We start from the raw sequence: 17,010 nt of genomic DNA, 5'->3' as shown, positions 1-17,010 counted from the left end.
ATGACTGACATGCCGGTCTTCGGCGCAGGTATCTGGCACTTCGCCACCTACAAGGACCGCTACGCCACGGACGGGTACGGCGAACCCGTCGGGCTGCTCGAGCAGATCGACCGCGCCGGTGCGGTCGGCGACCTGTCCGTCGTCGACCTGAACTGGCCGTTCGCCGGGTACGACGGGACGCTCGACGAGGTGAAGTCCGCGCTGCAGCGGAACAACCTGAAGGCGATCGCGATCACGCCGGAGATCTACACCCGCGACTTCGTCAAGGGATCGCTGACGAACCCGGATCCCGCCGTCCGCAAGCAGGCGCTGGAGCTGTTGCATCAGGCAACCGAACTCGCGAAGGACCTGGGCTGCTCGTACGTGAAGCTGTGGCCGGGGCAGGACGGCTGGGACTATCCGTTCCAGGTCAACTACCACGACATCTGGAACCTGGCGCTGGACGGGCTGAAGGAACTGGTGAGCGCGCATCCGGACATCAACTTCGTGATCGAGTACAAGCCGCGCGAACCGCGGGTGAAGATCATCTTCCCGAACGTCGCCCGCACGCTGCTCGGCATCGAGAAGATCGGCCTGCCCAACCTCGGCATCCTGCTCGACTTCGGGCATTCGCTGTACGGGCAGGAGACGCCGGCCGACGCGGCGCAACTTGCGATCGACTACGGCCGGTTGTTCGCGATCGACGTGAACGACAACCTGCGCGGCTGGGACGACGACATGGTGGTCGGCTCGGTGCACCTGGTGGAGACGTTCGAGTTCTTCCACACGCTGCGCAAGAACAACTGGGAAGGCGTCTGGCAGCTCGATCAGTTCCCATTCCGCGAGGACAGCGTCCAGGCCGCGAAGCAGGCGATCACGTTCCTCAAGGCGATCCACCATGCGCTCGACGTACTGGATGACGAAGCCCTCGCCGCAGCGCAGGCCTCGCACGACGCCCTGGCCGCTCAGAAGCTGGTCCAGAAGGTCCTGCTGAGTTCGATGGCGGAGCTGGCATGACGCTGACCGTCGAACACACCACGATGCCGGTGCTCGGACGCCTGCCGGTCCACTCCAGTCGCGCCGAGCAGGTCGCGCACATCGCCGAGGCCGCGAAACAGATCCGGATCCAGGACCTCACGCTGGTCCACCACGCCGGCGCCGGGCACATCGGCGGCGACTTCTCCTCGATCGACATCCTGGCCACGCTGTACGGCGCTGTGCTCGACATCTCGCCCGCGACGGTGAACGACCCCGAGCGGGACCGTTTCATCCTGAGCAAAGGGCACGTCGCGGGCGCGCTCTACACCACGCTGGCCGCGTTCGGGTTCCTGCCGGTCGAGGAGCTCGCTACGTTCCTCAAGCCGCTGTCCGCGCTGAACGGGCATCCGAACCGGACCAAGGTCGCCGGCGTCGAGGCCAACACCGGTCCACTCGGGCACGGCCTGCCGGTCGCGGTCGGTCATGCGCTGTCGGCGAAGCTCGATGTTTCGTTGCGCCGTACCTATGTCCTCGTCGGCGACGGCGAGCTGCAGGAGGGCTCGAACTGGGAGGCGATGATGGCGGCCTCGCAGTACCAGCTGGACCGGCTGACCGTGATCGTCGACCGGAACCGGCTGCAGCAGGGTGCGACCACCAAGGAGACCAACGACCTCGACCCGTTGCCGGAGAAGGCGGCCGCGTTCGGGTTCGCGGTGGTCGAGGTGAACGGTCACGACCACGGCGAGCTGCTCGACGTGCTGTCCGCCGTACCGTTCCGGCCGGGCAAGCCGACGTTCGTGATCGCGCACACCCACAAGGGCCATCCGATCTCGTTCATGAGCAACAACGTCGCCTGGCACCACCGCGTGCCGGACGCCGCGGAGTACCAGCAGGCACTGAAGGAGCTGGCATGACAGTGGTGGAGACCCGTTCGATCGCGGATCAGCCGCGGTACGACTGCCGGGATGCGTACGTCGAGACGCTCGCGGAGCTGGCCGAGGCCGATCACCGGATCGTTGGCGTGGTCAACGACTCGGTCGGGTCGAGCAAGCTGAACAGCTTCCGCAAGGCGTTCCCGGACCGGCTGATCAACGTCGGTATCGCCGAGCAGGACATGGTCGGCGTCGCGTCCGGGCTGGCCAACGGCGGCCGGATCCCGTTCGTCTCGGCGGCGTCCTGCTTCCTCACCGGCCGGGCGCTCGAGCAGATCAAGGCCGACGTCGCGTACTCGAACACCAACGTGAAGCTCTGCGGTATGAGCCCCGGCGTCGCGTACGGCGAACTCGGCCCGACGCACCACTCGATCGAGGACATCGCCTGGCTGCGGGCGATCGCCAACATGAAGGTCATCGTGCCCGCCGACCCGATCGAGACCGCGGCCGCGCTGCGCTGGGCTGCCGCATCGGAGGGGCCGGTGTTCATCCGGGTGAGTCGGATGAGCGTGCCGAAGGTGTACGCCGAGGACTACTCCTTTGAGCTCGGCAAGGCGATCACGGTGCGAGAGGGCAACGATGTCACGGTGATCAGCAACGGGACCGTGCTGTGGCGGGCGCTGGCCGCCGCCGAACGGCTCGCGGAGGAAGGGATCTCGGCCCGGGTGCTGTCGATGCCGACGGTGAAGCCGCTGGACACCGACGCCGTGGTCGCGGCCGCGCGGGAGACGGCCGGCATCGTGACCGCCGAGGAAGCGGTGTCCGGCGGCGGCCTCGGCGGTGCGGTCGCCGAGACCGTCGTACAGCATCATCCGGCCCGCGTGACGATCCTCGGCTTCCCCGAGTTCGCCCCCACCGGGTCGGCCGCCTACCTCCTCGACCGCTACGGACTCTCCCCCGAAGGCATCGCCGACGCCGCCCGCAACCTCGTCCACTGACGCTTACGTCCGAAGAACTGGCGAGACACCCCTCCAGTTCTTCGGACGCAAGCAACTAGGCGAGGTGGGTGATGAGGGCGGCGATGGAGATGAGGGCGAAGTTGTGGGTGGTGGCGAAGCGGTGGAGGTCGGCGCCGGTCATCAGGGTTCCGTCGTCGTTCATGAGCTCGCCGATCACGCCGACCGGCGGCAGCCCGGCCAGCCGGACGAGTTCGACGGTGGCCTCGGTGTGACCGGGCCGCTGCCGGACGCCGCCGTCGACCGCGCGCAACGGGAGGATGTGACCGGGCCGGATCAGGTCCGCGGGCTGCGCCGAGGGATCGGCCAGCACACGGACGGTCCGCGCCCGGTCCGCGGCGGAGATACCGGTCCCGACTCCGGTCGCCGCATCCACCGACACGGTGTACGCCGTACGCAGGCTGTCCTGGTTGTTCGGCACCATCAACGGCAGCTCGAGCCGGTCCAGGATCTCCGGCGCCGCGGGCGCGCAGACGTAGCCGCTGGTGTGACGGACGAGCAGGGCCATCAACTCGGGCGTCGCGAGGCTCGCTGCGAAGGTCAGGTCGCCTTCGTTCTCACGGTCCTCGTCGTCGACGACCACGACCGGCCGTCCGGCGGCGAGCTCGGCGACCGCATGGTCGATGGTGTCCAGGCTGGTCACGGTGTCCACGATCGTTGTCCTCTCGGAAATGCATTCGTGAGCACTCCGGGGCAACGACAAGCTCCACGCCCCCATTGCAGGGACGTGCAGCTGCCACGTGCGTCTTCCCATCCGGACTTTCACCGTCGGTCCCGGAGTTCCACCAGGTCAACCGTCCCGTGTCCTTGCGAGGCCCACCCCACCGCCCCGGTCAGAACACGAAGTCACGGGTCGCGGACTGTCACCGCCGGCTCGGAATTTCACCGACCCCAGAGCACGTGTGTTCTTCTCAGCATCAGCTTAACGGCAACGAGCATCCCTGGAGTGTCATGTCCATCTCATCCGTCTGGCGCGAGATCGAACTGCCCACCACCGCCGAATGGGTCGAGTTCGAGCACGAGAGCGGTGTCGTGCTCCGGCGGCCCACGTTCTGGGACGGCGGCGAGGTGCGAAAGGTCCGCTTCGCGGCGCCGATGCCCGGGCACTGGCGATGGACGAGCAGCCCCACGTCGGGTCACCTCGACGTCGACGTGTCCCCGGCGCCTGAAGACGAGGCCAATCCGTTCTACGCCCACGGGTTCTGGCGGATGTCGCCCGGCGGCCGGAGCCTGGTGCACGCCGACGGGACGCCCGCGATCCTCGTCGCCGACACCGCGTGGGCGCTGCCGTGGCGGGCGACCCCCGACCAGGTCCGTGAGTACGCCGCCGACCGGCGGGCGAAGGGTTTCAACGCGGTCCTGCTGATGACCGTCCAACCGGACATGCGCGCCGTCGGACCGCGCGACCGGACCCAGGACGAAGGGTTCGCGGTCGGCTTCGAGGATCTCGCCGACGGTCACCTGAACCGGATGAATGTCGAGTACTTCCAGTACCTCGACGAGCTGCTCGACATCTTGGTCGAGCACGGTCTTGTCCCGGTGCTGCAGCCCGTGTTCCAGGGCTTCGGCTGGAAGGGTCTCGACGTCGCGGGCACCGTCGTACCGCCATCGGAGTACGCCGCCTACTGCCGCTACCTCGTGGCGCGCTACGGAGCGAGGCCGGCGATCTACCTGGTTGGTGGGGACGGTTCCGGTGCGGAGCCTCAGACTGCTGCGGGTGGTGCAGAGGTGCACGCGGTGGATTGCTACGAGCAGCCGACCGGCATCCATTACCGGCCGCATATCCGCGCGCTCGCTCACCAGGACGCGGACTGGCTGGACTTCCAGTGGTGTCAGACCGGGCACACCGGCGAGCACGTGCCGGAGCGGGTCGCGGACATGTGGCGGAACGAACCGGTGAAGGCGGTCGCGAACGGCGAACCGACGTACGAACACACCGGCCGGACCGGCGTGGCCGAGGGCTGGTGGCAGGGGCACGAGGCGTGGAGCAATCTGTGCGCGGGCGGCACGATGGGCGTCGTCTACGGCGCGGGCAGCCTGTGGCAGTGGCGGCTGCATCCCGAGGAGCCGGGGCACTCCGAGTTCTTCTTGGCACCCGGCGCGGGCTGGCGTGAGGCGATCGGCTTCGAAGGGTCGACGTACGTCGGACTGCTCGGAAAGATCCTCGACGGGTTACCGACCACCGACATGGTGCCGGACTGGACCCGGGTCATCTCCGGGCGTGCGCTCAGCGGCGCGGACGGGATGCTGATCGTGTACCGCGAGAACGGCGGGCCCGTGATGGTGTTCGACGACACCGTGCCGCTCAGCTACACGATCGTCGATCCCCGCGACGGCTCGGTCGTCGCCACCGGCAAACGCGATACTCCGCTCTCCCCGATCCCGGACGAGGGTGGAGCGCCCCGCGTGTACCTGTGTCTGCCTGACCTATAGTCCGTAGACCTGAACGTTGCGAGGGGGTCGAGGTGAACGCGAACCGCGCGGTGCGCCGGCCGGGGCTGGACGAGCTGCGGCTGCTCGCGAAGGTGGCGCGGATGTACCACGAGAAGGGCATCCGCCAGCCGCAGATCGCCGCCGAGCTGAACCTCTCCCAGGCGCGCGTCTCCCGGATGCTGAAACAGGCCGTCGAGGTCGGGATCGTGCACACCGTGGTGACTATGCCGAGCGGCGTACACAGTGACCTCGAGGACGAACTGCAGGGGCGGTACGGGCTGCGCGACGCGGTCGTCGTCGACACTCTCGGCGTGGGGGACGACGTACTGCCTGCGCTCGGCTCGGGCGCGGCGGCGTACCTGGACATGACGCTGACGGGCGGGCACGTGGTCGGGATCTCGTCCTGGAGCGAGACGCTGATCAGCGCGGTCGACCGGATGCCGCGCAAGAGCGTGCCGGTGGTGGACAAGGTGGTCCAGATCGTCGGCGGACTGGGTGATGCCGCGGTGCAGATGCAGGCCACCCGGCTGACCGCGCGGTTCGCTGAGCTGACTGGTGGGATGCCGGTGTACCTGCCCGCTCCCGGGCTGGTCGGGACGCCCGCCGTACGCCGGGCGATGATGAACGACGTGTCCGTTCGGGACGTTCTGGGCACGTGGGGGCAACTCACCGACGCCCTGGTCGGGATCGGCAGCCTCGAGCCCTCGCCGCTGCTGCAGCGCAGTGGGAACGCGGTCGCGGAGGCCGACCAGGACGAGCTGCGCCGGCTCGGTGCCGTCGGGGACGTGTGTTTCCGGTTCTTCGACGAAGAGGGAAAGCTCGTGCGTTCGACGTTCGACCAGCGGGTCATCGGGGTGACCGCGAAGGAGTTGCTGGCGGTGCCGCGCCGGATCGGGGTGGCCGGCGGCGACCGCAAGTACTCCGCGATCCGCGCGGCCCTGCTCGGCGGCTGGGTCAACATCCTGATCACCGACCTCGCGATGGCTCACCGGCTCTTAAATGGAGCCTGACGAGCAGCGGGAGGTCTACGCCACCATCGACCTGGCGCTGCGGGTCGGTGAGGTGCTGCTGTCCAGCGGTGCCGGTACGGCGGACGCGACCGCGACGATCCTCGGTGTCACCGCGGCCGGCGGACTGCGCGGCTGCGAGGTCGACATCACGTTCACCTCGATGGCGGTCTCGTACCAGGCCGCACCGGACGTCGCGCCCGAAACACACATCCGCCTGGTCCGCTACCGGTCCCAGGACTTCTCTCGGCTGACCGACGTCGACCAGCTGGTACGACGGTTCGCGCGCGGCGACGTGACCCGCGAGGAGGCCTCCCGCGAACTCGCCCGGCTGACGTCGGCCGGTCCGCCGTACCCGCGGTGGAGTGCGGTGCTCGCCTGGGGCGTGATGGCCGGCGGCGCGACGCTGCTGCTCGGCGGCGGATGGCTGATCACGCTGGTGGCGGTGCTGACCGCGATCGTGATCGACCTGAGCAACCGGTGGTTCAACCGGCAGCGACTCCCTGCGTTCTACCAGCAGGTCGCCGGTGCGTTCGTGGCGACCGCGGTCGCGCTGATCCTGTACGCCGTGCACGCGCCGGTGAAGCCGTCCCTGGTCGTTGCCGCCGGCATCATCATGCTGCTGGCCGGGATCGCCCTCACCGGTGCCGTGCAGGACGCGATCACCGGGTACTACGTGACCGCCGCGGCCCGCCTTCTGGAGGCGATGCTGCTCACCGGCGGGATCATCGCCGGTGTCTCACTGGGGCTTGCGCTGGGCCTGAAGTTCGGTCTGCACGTCGGCATCGAAGCGCAGACGATCCAGTTGGGGAACCTGCCGCTCATGGTCACGTCCGGCGCGGTGATGGCGGTCGCGTTCGGGTACGCGTCGTACGCGCCGCTGCGGGCCCTGCTGCCCGTCGCCGTGATGGGTGCGCTGGGGTCGCTGGTCTTCACGCTGATGACCAGGGCGTCCTTCGGTCCCGCCTGGTCCACCGCCGCAGCGGCGTTCGTCGTCGGTCTCGGCGGGTACGCCGTCGGTCGGCGTACCGGCGTACCGCCGCTGGTCGTGGTCGTCGCCGGCTCGATCCCGCTGCTGCCCGGGCTCACGATCTACAAGGGGCTCTACGAGCTGATGGCCGTCGGCCAGCTGATCGGCATCGTCAGCCTCACGACCGCGGTCGCGATCGGCGTCGCCCTCGCCTCGGGCCTGATCCTCGGCGAGTACGTCGCCCAACCCATCCGCCGCGAGGCCCGCCGCCTCGAGGACCGCCTGGCCGGCCCCCGCCTCGTCGGCCCCCGCCGCCCGGTACGCCGCCGCTCCGGCCCACGCCGCACCCGTCGCCGCCGTACATCCTCCTGATCGCGACGTGTGCGTTAGAGTTACTGACTGGAAACATCGGCGAGGAGGATCGACGTGGCACTGGGTAGGACGTCCCCGCGGGACCTGCCGCTGTTCGCGGACCTGTCCGGACGCGACATCAGGGAAATCTTCCGCGCCGGCGAGGAGGTCTCGGTTCCGGCCGGCTGGTCGCTGATCCTGGAGCAGACGCCACCGGACGCGGCGTACCTGATCCTCAGCGGTACGGCGGCCGTGCGCGAGAAGGGCCAGGAGATCGCCGAGCTCGGGCCCGGCGATATCGCCGGCGAGGTCGCGGTCCGGAAGAACACGTTGCGAACGGCAACCGTCACGGCGAAGTCGCGGCTGCAGCTGCTGCACTTCACCCGGGAGAAGTTCGACGACCTGACCCGCCGGCTGCCGGCGTTCCGGGACGCCATCGACGCCACCATCGCCGAGCGCCGCGGTGGCCACTGAGCCTGGGCCGGATCTGGCCGGGTTGACGCGGGAGTTCGAGCGGACGCTGCTGGGCGGTGAGCGGAAGTTCACCCGGATCCAGGTGTCCGAGCGGGCCGGCATCTCGAACCAGCGCGCCGAGCGGATGTGGCGCGCGCTCGGGTTCGCGACGGTTCCCGACGACGAGGTGGCCTTCACCGACGACGACGTCGAGGCGCTGCGGCTGGTCGCGGCGCTCGAGGACGACGGGTTCATCGAGCCCGAGATGGAGTCGTCGCTGGCCCGGAAACTCGGCCAGACGCAGTCCCGGCTGGCGTCCTGGCAGTCGGCGATGTTCCTGGAGTTCCTCGGTGGGTCCAAGCTGTCCGCGGACGAGGCGATCGAGGTCGCGGGCCTGTTGCTGCCGGCCATGGAGCGGTTGCAGACGTACGTCTGGCGCCGGCACCTCGCTGCGGCGGCCGGTCGGGCGGTGGCTGGCTCCGACGAGCTGGCGCGCGGGGTGCGGGCGGTCGGGTTCGCGGACATCGTCAGCTACACACGCCTGACGCGGCGGTTGACCGAGGTCGAGCTCGGTGAGCTGATCGAGCGCTTCGAGGGCACGGCTGCCGACGTCGTTGCGCTGAACGGCGGCCGGGTGATCAAGTCGATGGGCGACGAGGTGCTGTTCGTGGCCGATACCGCCGCGCAGGGCGCCGCGGTGGCGCTCGCGCTGCAGGACGCGGTAAACGCCGACGAGGACCTTCCGGAGCTGCGGATCGGGCTCGCGTACGGCACGATCCTGATCCGGCTCGGCGACGTGTACGGCGAGGTCGTCAACCTGGCCGCCCGTCTCACCACGGAATGCAAACCCGGGCGCGTCCTAGCCGACCGCGAACTCGCCGCAGCCCTCGACGGCCACTCGTCGTACGCGATCCACCGCCTCCGCCGAGTCGCCGTCCGCGGCTACCGCCACCTCGTCCCGTACGCAATCCAACGAGCAGAATGACCACGTGCCCGAGCCTCTGACGACCGCAGCGCTGACAACGTCGCGGCCTTCGGATGGATGGACACCCGGACCTCCGCCACTCACCAAACCCCAGGTCCGTCCTCGCCGCACGCTCAGCCGGAGCCGCAGCAGCCTCAAGGCGAAGGGTTGGTGAGTGCGGGAGATCCGGCCTGGCTGCACGGCGACGCGCGCGTCGACTCGCTATCAAGCAGCACGGTTGTGCCGGCCTGATGGTGGACGGCGGCAACCCCGCCCCCATCGCCGTCTACCACCGCCTGGGCTACACCTACCGCCACGTCGCCGCGGCGCATCTGTAGCTCACCTGGTTGGCTGCACGGTGAGGGTTACGCCCGGCGTGCCTGTGGGCTTAACGGAGGTTGGGGCAGCGCCGGGCTTCGGTGTGCTGCTCGCGGGCGGCGGTGTGGTCCGCGTGGCTGGGGCGGGCGGTGGGATGAAGGGGGCCTTCGTGGATTCCTTGCAGTTGTCCGGGCCGATGTCGCCGTTCTCGTCGGGGACGACCACCGGCTGCGGGAACAGGTTGCTGGTGGTGTCGCGTGACTGCTGCCCGTAGTTGGTCGCGCAGTCCTGCAGTTCCATGCTGATCGGGTTGCCGTCCTGGTCGTACAGCCGGACCGCGATCTGCTTGCCCTGGGCATCGAACGGGTAGATGTTCGAGACCGTGACCCCGTCCACGACAACTCCCTTGGTCGGAGGTTCGTACCCTCGGGAGGTGCCGCGGTAGTCGTTGTAGTTCTCGAGGAACCCGAAGGACGCGCCGACGTACGCCGCGGCCAGGAACGCCGGGACTGCCACCGCCGCGACGACGTTGAGCGGTACGACGTACCACAGCCACCGCCTGTCCTGCTGGGTCCGGCGACCGATCCAGATCGAGACCGCCGCGCCGGCGATGGCTCCGACCACGGTCACCGAGGGTGCGCCGAACAGCGCGAAGAACCCGCCCGCGCCGATCATCCCCCGCGCGACCCACCAGACCGGCTGGCCGATCGTCGCGAGTTCGTGCCGGACGTTCGGCGGGATCTGGTCGATCCAGCCACGGACCGCCGTCGCCCACCGTGCGCCGCGCGGGGTGTCCAGGACGATCCGGGGGTCGTTGCCGTGCAACGCCCGTACGCCGAGGAATGCCGCGACGAACAGCACGCCCAGCCCGAGCAGCCCGAAGAACGTCGTCTCGTCGCGCGACCACGCGAAGATGCTGACGGCAACGAAGAACGGGCCGACCGTACCGGCGATCAGGCCCCAACGCAGCGCGCTCCAGCCGGACGCGAGGTAGTCCTGGCTGACCGGCTCGGTGCGTGCCGGATAACCGGCCGCGGTCCGCAGCTCGTCGGCGTACTGCCGCGGCGTACCGAGACGCACCTGCAGGTCGCTCAGGGTCGGCTCGGCGTCGAACTCGCCCGCTACCTCGGTGAGGTGGTCGGTGACGTCCTGGAGCACGTCCTCCAGCTCACCCGGCGGCAGGTCGCTGAGCTCGGCGCGCACCTGCGTCAGGTAGATCGCGACCGCTCCGGTCAGGGTGCTGTTCACGCGGCCTCCTCCTCCAGCAGCACCGACATCGTGTCGGCGAAGTGATTCCAGGTCTTGGTCGATCGGGCCAGCAGTTCGTGGCCGGTCTTGTTCAGCCCGTAGTACTTGCGGTGCGGGCCTTCCTCGCTCGGTTGCACGTACGACGTCAGCGCGCCGGCCTGGAACAGCCGGCGGAGCGTCCCGTACACGGAGGCGTCCGCGACGTCCTCGAGTCCCGCGGCGCGCAGCCGGCGAAGTACGTCGTACCCATAGCCGTCGGCGTCCCGCAGCACGGCCAGCACTGCGAGATCCAGTACGCCCTTGAGCAGCTGGCTCGTATCCATCGCGACCTCCTCCGGCACCGGCGGTGCTCCGCTGAGAAGACTACTACACATTGTGGAGTACTCCGTTAACCACTTACACGTTCCGCAATTTCGATCAAGTCGGGGACCGGGTGCTGGGGGCACAGTGGTGGGCATGGCGGATGTGTTCGAGGAATTCGTGGCAGTGGTCGCGGCCGGTCTGCGCGGTTCCGACGGTCCGGTGAACGGTGCCGGGCTGGCGGGACGGGTGCATCTGTCGCGGTTCCACTTCGACCGGGTGATCGGGGCGGTGGCTGGTGAGTCGCCGTTCGCGTTCCGGCGGCGGGTGCTGCTGGAGCGTGCGGCGTACCGGTTGCTGGCCGAGCCGGTCGCCGTACTCGATGTCGCGATCGAGGCCGGGTACGGGTCGCACGAGGCGTTCACGCGGGCCTTCGCCAGGGCGTACGGGATGTCGCCACGGGAGTGGCGGCGGGAAGCGTCGCGGGTGTTCTTCCTCGCGGCGCCGAGTGGAGTGCATTTCCAGCCGCCGGCCGGACTTCGGCTGCCGGCCCGTAGAAAGGTGAGAGGCATGGACGTACTCGTCAAGATGGTCGAGCACCACGTGTGGCTGACCGGCGAGATGATCGAACGCGGCGCCCGGCTGGACGCCGCCACGCTGGACCGGCCGATCGAGCTGTCCGTCGAAGGGATCGACGACGACATCTCGATCCGCTACCTGCTGGACCGCCTGGTCTGGCAGGAGGAGATGTGGCTGGCATCCGTCGAGGACCGCCCCTTCCAGGTCCCCGAATGCGGCCGCCAGGTCGTCACCCCGATCCCCGAACTCCGCACCCGGCACGCCGACGCCGGCGCGCGTTTCGTCGCCCTGGTCAACCAACTCAACGAAGACGGCCGCTTCGACGAAAGCTTCGTCGACACCACCTGCGAACCCCCAAGAGTCTTCACGTACGGCGGAATGGTCGCCCACGTCCTAACCTTCGCCGCCCACCGCAGATCCCTCCTAATAGGAGCCTTCCACACCGCCAACATCAAAGACCTCTCCTTCGGCGACCCAATGCACTTCGTAGCCGAAGGCAACTAATCCCCCGAGGCGGTCAGGCGGCGAGTTGGGGGTGGCGGCGGGTGTGGAGGTCCTCGGCGATGCGGGCGACGACCGTTTGGGGGATGTTCAGGAGGTCGTAGGCGGTGACGACGCGGACCAGCCAGCCTTCGCGTTCGAGGTTCTCGCGGCGGCGGATGTCCTGGCGCCACTGACGGGCATCCACCAGGTGGTGCCGCCCGTCGTACTCGATCGCGAGCCCGACCTCCGGGTAGCTCAGGTCCGGCTCCGCCAGCCAGCCGCCCGCGGCGTCCGTGATCACGTGGCCGATCCGAGGTTCGGGGAGGCCGCCGAAGACGATCAGCAGGCGGAGCAGGGACTCCATCGGGGAGTCCACGCCGGCGCGGACGAGGGCTGCCGCTTCGCGGGCGCGCCGGACGCCTCGTACGCCGCTCGCCGCGGCCACCGCCTCGACCAGGTGGTGAGGCTCGACGTCGGTACGGCGTACCAGGGAATCTCCCGCGGCGACGAGGTTGGTGAGATCGCGGTACGGCGCCAGGTCGAGGAATGTTCGCTCGGGTGGAGTCAGCGGCAGCCCGTCACGCAGCGCGCGGTCGAGCTGTTGTACTTCGTGCACGCGCAGACCGTTCACGCGCGGAAGGTTTCGGTGCGGATCGCGCTGCACCGTCACGTGTACCAAGTCGTCGGCGCGGTCGTTGGCGGTCCACAGACTTAATGCGGTCTGATGGCTCACCACCGCACCAGGCGTCAACAGCAACGCGGCCTCGGCCTGCAACCGGGGCGTGACGGCGACCGACCCGTCGACGTACACGGACCCCAGCACCCGCCGGTACTGCGTACCGCGCAGCACGCCCCGCGAGATCCCCAACGCCTGGGCATCCGCCACCGTGAACAACACCCCACCATTGTCCCGATTTCCGTCACTCCACGACGTCCGTTATCCACAACCCCACCGAGTCGTGGCGATTGGCTCCGGGCCCATTCCTCGAGTCGTGGATCGTGGCTGGTTTTCACAGCCGTTTTCCACGACTCGGCGGTCGGGGGAGGTCAGTTCTTGGGGTCGTGGAGGTTGGGGCGTTGGGTGGGGGTTTTGATTTGGACGGTTATGGCGGGGATTTTGGTGGGGGCTGTGAGTTTGCCGGAGGAGATCGGGATGTTCAGTTTGCTGCCGGCCAGGTCGATGTCGATGGTGGCGCCGGTGGTGTTGGGGGTGGTCCATTCGGTGTCGGACAGGGTGATGGCGAGTCCGACGATGCGGCCCTTGGGGATGATCTGGTCCTGGGCGCGGAGGGGGACGTTGACGGTGGTCCACTGGCCGGGCTTCAGCGGGGTCGGCTTCGAGAGCGACTTGCTGTGCGCGGCGTCGATCCAGCCGCGGCTGACGATGCCGTGATCGCTCTGGGTGGTGACCTTGTCGACGGTGTAGTAGCAGCTGTCGTCGTAGTCGGTGCTCGACCCTTCACAGGTGCTTTCGTCGGTACGGCGTACGCCGGCGTACCGCGCCGCGTCGCCGTACTCGATCAGGCGCGCGGTGACCGGTGTCGTCGGCGAGTCGGACTTCAACCGGAGCGTGACCGACGGCGTGCCGCTGATCCGCAGCGGTGCCGTCAGCGGTGCGGACAGGAACATCTGCCGTCCCGCGATCACCTCCGACGGGTCCGCGACGATGGCGTCCTCGGTCAGGTCGGGATCGTCCGTGACCATCAGCGAACCCTTGCCTGCGGCACCTAGTTTGCCGGCCGCGAGCGGTACCGACACCGGGCGGTTCACGGCCGGCCAGGTCTTGTAGTCGCGCCAGACGTCGGGCGAGGTCTCGATCGAGACGGCCGGCTCCTTCATGACGCCGTTCTGCAGGCCCTGCAGCCAGTAGTCGAACCACTTGTGCAGCTCGTCCACCCACTCATCGCGGCGGAACTCGAACGGGTCCACGTGGTCCTCGAGGCCCAGCCACAGCTTCCGCGGCACGTTGTTCCGCGACAGCGCCGACCACCACTGCGAGAAGTGGTTGGTCTGCACGTTGTAGTCGCTGAGCCCGTGCGTCATGAAGACCGAGGCCTTCACCTTCGACGCGTTCTTCGTGTAGTCGCGTTCGGCCCAGAACGACGTGTAGTTGCCGGTGTCATCGTCGTCGTTGTCGCCGAGCTCGCCGCGGACCTCGTCGCAGGCGGCGCTGTCGTGACCGACGTACCCGCCCAGCCAGGGCATGTAGTCGTCCGAGTACGGTACGCCGCCGGACCGGGTGTAGTCGTACCACGACGAGATCGCCGAGATCGGCACGATCGTCTTCAGGCCCTTCACCCCGGTCGCCGCGACGGCGTTCGCCAGCGTCCCGTCGTACGACTTGCCGATCATCCCGACCGCGCCGCTCGTCCAGGACGCCGACACCTTCTGCCCGTCGGCGGTGTGTGCGGTGTTGCGGCCGTTCAACCAGTCGATCACGTCCACCACGGACTGGACCTCGTTGCGGCCGCCGACGTCACCGCAGCCGGTGGAGCGGCCGGTGCCGAGGATGTCCACGCCGACCATCGCGTAGCCGCGCGGGACGAAGTAGTTGTCGTAGAACAACGGCATCTTCCGGATCACGCCGTCGGCGTCGTACGTCTTCTTCTCGCTCTCGTTGCCGCGTCCGCAGCAGGAGTAGTACGGCGAGGCGTCCATGATGACCGGGATCTTCGTGCCGGTGAGGACGGTCTCGCTCGGCCGGACGATGTCGACCGCGATCACATCGTTCTGGCCGTCGGAGTCGGTGTCCATCGTGGTGTCGACGTACACCGACTCGCGGATCGCGTTCGCGTAGTCGTAGACCGGCTGCGTGCTCTTGGTGCGCGCGTCGACGTGCTGCGGCACACTGGGAGCAGCCGGGACCGACGTACCGGGCCCGTCCGGAATCGGAGCAGCCATGGCCGGACCGGTGAGAGTCGTCAGGCTGAGCACGGCGGACGAGACCAGGATCGTCACCCTGGCGCGGACGGTCCTCATGGCTGGGAAGGCTAGTCACTCCCGCGCCGCAAAGCCAGGTTCTGACCGGATTGGCAGCGACCTGCCCGATACTCAGCGTGAGAAGGGCCGGGGTTCGGTAGGGTGACCGCCACCGCCCCCGGGGGGACGCACGAAAGGGTAGGCCAGTGAATCTGCGAGCACCGGTGACATTGCTGGACGTGGCGCAGCGCGCGGGTGTGTCGGTCGCGACCGCCTCCCGTGTGCTGAACGGCGGGGACCGCGTGCCCCGCCCAGAGCTGCAGGAACGGGTCAAGGCCGCCGCTGACGAGCTCGGCTACACGCCGAACGCGCAGGCGCAGGCGCTGGCCAAGTCGTCGACGAACGTGGTCGGCATCCTGGTGCACGACATCGAGGACCCGTACTTCGCCGCGATCGCGAACGGCGTGATGCGCGCCGCGGACGAGCGCAACCTGCTGGTGATGCTGGCCAGCACGTTCCGTGACTCGGACCGCGAGATCGCCTACCTGTCGTCGTTGCGCGCGCAACGAGCGCGGGCCGCGGTGATGATCGGCAGCCGGCGGACCGATAGCGAGAGCCTGGCGCGGACGGCGACCGAGGTGCAGACCTTCCTCGACTCCGGCGCAGGTCTCGCCCTGGTCAGCCAGTCCGGGATGCCGGCGCACACCGTTGAACCGGACAACCGTTCGGGATCGGCGGACCTGGCCCGCGCGCTCGTCGGGCTCGGGTGGCGCAAGTTCGCCGTACTCGGTGGGCCGGAAACGCTTGCGACCGCACGGGACCGGCGCGACGGCTTCGTCGCGGGCCTGGCCGAGTCCGGGGTGCAGCCGGTGGCGGTCGAGTCCGGCGACTTCACTCGCGACGGTGGGTACGCCGCCGCGGAGCAGTTGCTCGACCGCAAGGCCGATGTGGACTGCGTGTTCGCGGTGAACGACGTGATGGCGGTCGGTGCGATGTCGGCGTTGCGGGCGCGTGGTGTCGACGTACCGGGCCGGCTCGGTGTCGCCGGGTTCGACGACATCGCGACGCTGCGGGACGTGTGGCCGGGGCTCACGACCGTACGGCTGCCACTGGAACAGATGGGCCGTCGCGCGCTGGAGCTGGCCATCGAAGGCGGCGACGCGACGACCGAGACGTTCAAGGCGGAAGTAGTACTGCGGGAGAGCACCGCACGCCGCTGAAATATGCTCATGCGGTGACCGTCTCCGAGATCTTCGACCCGTCGGCCTGGAAACAGGTCGACGGCTTCGAGCTGACCGACATCACGTACCACCGCGCAGTCGACGCCGGTGTGGTGCGGATCGCGTTCAACCGGCCCGAGGTGCGCAACGCGTTCCGGCCGCAGACCGTCGACGAGCTGTACCGCGTGCTGGACCACGCCCGGATGTCCACCGACGTCGGCTGTGTGCTGCTGACCGGCAACGGCCCGTCACCGAAGGACGGCGGCTGGGCGTTCTGCTCAGGCGGCGACCAGCGGATCCGCGGCAAGGACGGTTACAAGTACGCCGAGGGTGCGACGGCCGACTCGATCGACCCGGCGCGCGCGGGCCGGCTGCACATCCTCGAAGTCCAACGGCTGATCCGCTTCATGTCGAAGGTCGTGATCTGTGTCGTTCCGGGTTGGGCCGCGGGCGGCGGGCACAGCCTGCACGTGGTCGCGGACCTGACGCTGGCGTCCGCGGAGCACGGGCGGTTCAAGCAGACGGATGCGGACGTGGCGTCGTTCGACGGCGGGTTCGGGTCGGCGTACCTGGCGCGGCAGGTCGGGCAGAAGTTCGCGCGCGAGATCTTCTTCCTCGGTGACGAGTACTCGGCCGAGGACGCGTACCGGATGGGCATGGTCAACAAGGTCGTTCCGCACGCCGAGCTCGAGGCCGTGGCGCTGGAGTGGGGCAAGAAGATCTGCGCGAAGTCGCCGACCGCGCAACGGATGCTGAAGTACGCGTTCAACCTGATCGACGACGGGCTCGTCGGGCAGCAGTTGTTCGCCGGCGAAGCGACCCGGCTCGCGTACGGCACCGACGAGGCCGCCGAGGGCCGCGACGCGTTCCTCGAGAAGCGCGACCCCGACTGGTCGCCGTACCCGTATGCCTTTTAGATC

16 protein-coding genes and 1 riboswitch are annotated in these 17,010 nt (G+C 68.8%); of the genes, 11 read left to right on the top strand and 5 right to left on the bottom strand.

The genetic code is table 11. From position 1 onward, the window contains the following. From ACWF0M_RS09005 to ACWF0M_RS08995, 3 genes are read left to right on the top strand one after another with little or no spacing between them, the layout of a single operon-like run. Positions 1–996, top strand: a complete 996-nt coding sequence (locus tag ACWF0M_RS09005) for a sugar phosphate isomerase/epimerase family protein (protein ID WP_452235058.1) — start codon at positions 1–3, stop codon at positions 994–996. Continuing rightward, positions 993–1,871, top strand: coding sequence for a transketolase (locus ACWF0M_RS09000; RefSeq protein WP_452235057.1), 879 nt, complete (start codon positions 993–995; stop codon positions 1,869–1,871). The genes ACWF0M_RS09005 and ACWF0M_RS09000 overlap by 4 nt, the downstream gene beginning before the upstream one ends. Further along, on the top strand, positions 1,868–2,827 hold the full coding sequence (locus ACWF0M_RS08995; protein ID WP_452235056.1) for a transketolase family protein: 960 nt from the start codon (positions 1,868–1,870) through the stop codon (positions 2,825–2,827). The genes ACWF0M_RS09000 and ACWF0M_RS08995 overlap by 4 nt, the downstream gene beginning before the upstream one ends. A gap of 55 nt (positions 2,828–2,882) precedes the next feature. Here the strand turns inward: ACWF0M_RS08995 and ribB are convergent, their stop codons facing one another. After that, on the bottom strand, positions 2,883–3,497 hold the full coding sequence (gene ribB / locus ACWF0M_RS08990; protein WP_452235055.1) for a 3,4-dihydroxy-2-butanone-4-phosphate synthase: 615 nt from the start codon (positions 3,495–3,497) through the stop codon (positions 2,883–2,885). 84 nt (positions 3,498–3,581) lie between these two features. Then, a riboswitch (FMN riboswitch) is annotated at positions 3,582–3,749 on the bottom strand. A 47-nt stretch (positions 3,750–3,796) separates the two neighbouring features. Between ribB and ACWF0M_RS08985 the strand changes: the two genes are divergently transcribed. Genes ACWF0M_RS08985 through ACWF0M_RS08965 form a run of 5 tightly spaced genes read left to right on the top strand, consistent with a single transcriptional unit; the run spans position 3,797 to position 9,044 of the window. Further along, the gene (locus ACWF0M_RS08985) at positions 3,797–5,278 is read left to right on the top strand and encodes an apiosidase-like domain-containing protein (protein WP_452235054.1); all 1,482 of its coding nucleotides are present in this window, start codon (positions 3,797–3,799) and stop codon (positions 5,276–5,278) included. A gap of 32 nt (positions 5,279–5,310) precedes the next feature. Further along, positions 5,311–6,288, top strand: coding sequence for a sugar-binding transcriptional regulator (locus ACWF0M_RS08980; RefSeq protein WP_452235053.1), 978 nt, complete (start codon positions 5,311–5,313; stop codon positions 6,286–6,288). After that, positions 6,278–7,627, top strand: a complete 1,350-nt coding sequence (locus ACWF0M_RS08975; RefSeq protein ID WP_452235052.1) for a threonine/serine ThrE exporter family protein — start codon at positions 6,278–6,280, stop codon at positions 7,625–7,627. Before ACWF0M_RS08980 ends, ACWF0M_RS08975 begins: the two co-directional genes overlap by 11 nt. A gap of 54 nt (positions 7,628–7,681) precedes the next feature. Beyond that, positions 7,682–8,080, top strand: coding sequence for a cyclic nucleotide-binding domain-containing protein (locus tag ACWF0M_RS08970; RefSeq protein WP_410788783.1), 399 nt, complete (start codon positions 7,682–7,684; stop codon positions 8,078–8,080). After that, positions 8,070–9,044: an adenylate/guanylate cyclase domain-containing protein gene (locus ACWF0M_RS08965; RefSeq protein WP_452235051.1), complete on the top strand. Its 975-nt coding sequence runs from the start codon at positions 8,070–8,072 to the stop codon at positions 9,042–9,044. The genes ACWF0M_RS08970 and ACWF0M_RS08965 overlap by 11 nt, the downstream gene beginning before the upstream one ends. 318 nt (positions 9,045–9,362) lie before the next feature. Here ACWF0M_RS08965 and ACWF0M_RS08960 read toward each other — a convergent pair whose 3' ends face one another. Together ACWF0M_RS08960 and ACWF0M_RS08955 are read right to left on the bottom strand one after the other, a co-directional pair. Further along, positions 9,363–10,589: an HAAS signaling domain-containing protein gene (locus tag ACWF0M_RS08960; protein ID WP_452235050.1), complete on the bottom strand. Its 1,227-nt coding sequence runs from the start codon at positions 10,587–10,589 to the stop codon at positions 9,363–9,365. Next, complete coding sequence (locus tag ACWF0M_RS08955) at positions 10,586–10,912, bottom strand: PadR family transcriptional regulator (protein WP_131295191.1); 327 nt, start codon at positions 10,910–10,912, stop codon at positions 10,586–10,588. Before ACWF0M_RS08955 ends, ACWF0M_RS08960 begins: the two co-directional genes overlap by 4 nt. A 133-nt stretch (positions 10,913–11,045) precedes the next feature. On the opposite strand from ACWF0M_RS08955, the gene ACWF0M_RS08950 reads away from it, so the two are divergent. Continuing rightward, positions 11,046–11,972 carry a helix-turn-helix domain-containing protein gene (locus ACWF0M_RS08950; protein ID WP_452235049.1) on the top strand — a complete coding sequence of 309 codons (927 nt, stop codon included), beginning with the start codon at positions 11,046–11,048 and terminating at the stop codon, positions 11,970–11,972. A gap of 13 nt (positions 11,973–11,985) precedes the next feature. On the opposite strand, the gene ACWF0M_RS08945 is transcribed toward ACWF0M_RS08950, so the two are convergent. Next, on the bottom strand, positions 11,986–12,849 hold the full coding sequence (locus ACWF0M_RS08945; protein WP_452235048.1) for a hypothetical protein: 864 nt from the start codon (positions 12,847–12,849) through the stop codon (positions 11,986–11,988). 149 nt (positions 12,850–12,998) lie between these two features. Next, the gene (locus ACWF0M_RS08940; protein ID WP_452235047.1) at positions 12,999–14,930 is read right to left on the bottom strand and encodes a Xaa-Pro dipeptidyl-peptidase; all 1,932 of its coding nucleotides are present in this window, start codon (positions 14,928–14,930) and stop codon (positions 12,999–13,001) included. 146 nt (positions 14,931–15,076) lie between these two features. Between ACWF0M_RS08940 and ACWF0M_RS08935 the strand changes: the two genes are divergently transcribed. Both ACWF0M_RS08935 and ACWF0M_RS08930 read left to right on the top strand, forming a co-directional pair. Beyond that, positions 15,077–16,090 carry a LacI family DNA-binding transcriptional regulator gene (locus ACWF0M_RS08935; protein ID WP_452235046.1) on the top strand — a complete coding sequence of 338 codons (1,014 nt, stop codon included), beginning with the start codon at positions 15,077–15,079 and terminating at the stop codon, positions 16,088–16,090. Positions 16,091–16,104: 14 nt separating this feature from the next. Continuing rightward, positions 16,105–17,007: a 1,4-dihydroxy-2-naphthoyl-CoA synthase gene (locus ACWF0M_RS08930; protein WP_452235045.1), complete on the top strand. Its 903-nt coding sequence runs from the start codon at positions 16,105–16,107 to the stop codon at positions 17,005–17,007. Positions 17,008–17,010: the final 3 nt, after the last annotated feature.

The organism is Kribbella sp. NPDC055110, from assembly GCF_053607525.1.
The sequence above is the reverse complement of the archived record's forward strand: the minus strand, read 5'-3'. Positions and strand labels throughout refer to the sequence as shown.

Bases quoted from the DNA above. Each gene is read 5' to 3' on its own strand.
- ACWF0M_RS08995 (WP_452235056.1), top strand. From the start codon at position 1,868: ATGACAGTGGTGGAGACCCGTTCGATCGCGGATCAGCCGCGGTACGAC.
- ACWF0M_RS08940 (WP_452235047.1), bottom strand. From the start codon at position 14,930: ATGAGGACCGTCCGCGCCAGGGTGACGATCCTGGTCTCGTCCGCCGTG.
- ACWF0M_RS08985 (WP_452235054.1), top strand. From the start codon at position 3,797: ATGTCCATCTCATCCGTCTGGCGCGAGATCGAACTGCCCACCACCGCC.
- ACWF0M_RS08955 (WP_131295191.1), bottom strand. From the start codon at position 10,912: ATGGATACGAGCCAGCTGCTCAAGGGCGTACTGGATCTCGCAGTGCTG.
- ACWF0M_RS08975 (WP_452235052.1), top strand. From the start codon at position 6,278: ATGGAGCCTGACGAGCAGCGGGAGGTCTACGCCACCATCGACCTGGCG.
- ACWF0M_RS09000 (WP_452235057.1), top strand. From the start codon at position 993: ATGACGCTGACCGTCGAACACACCACGATGCCGGTGCTCGGACGCCTG.
- ACWF0M_RS08950 (WP_452235049.1), top strand. From the start codon at position 11,046: ATGGCGGATGTGTTCGAGGAATTCGTGGCAGTGGTCGCGGCCGGTCTG.
- ACWF0M_RS09005 (WP_452235058.1), top strand. From the start codon at position 1: ATGACTGACATGCCGGTCTTCGGCGCAGGTATCTGGCACTTCGCCACC.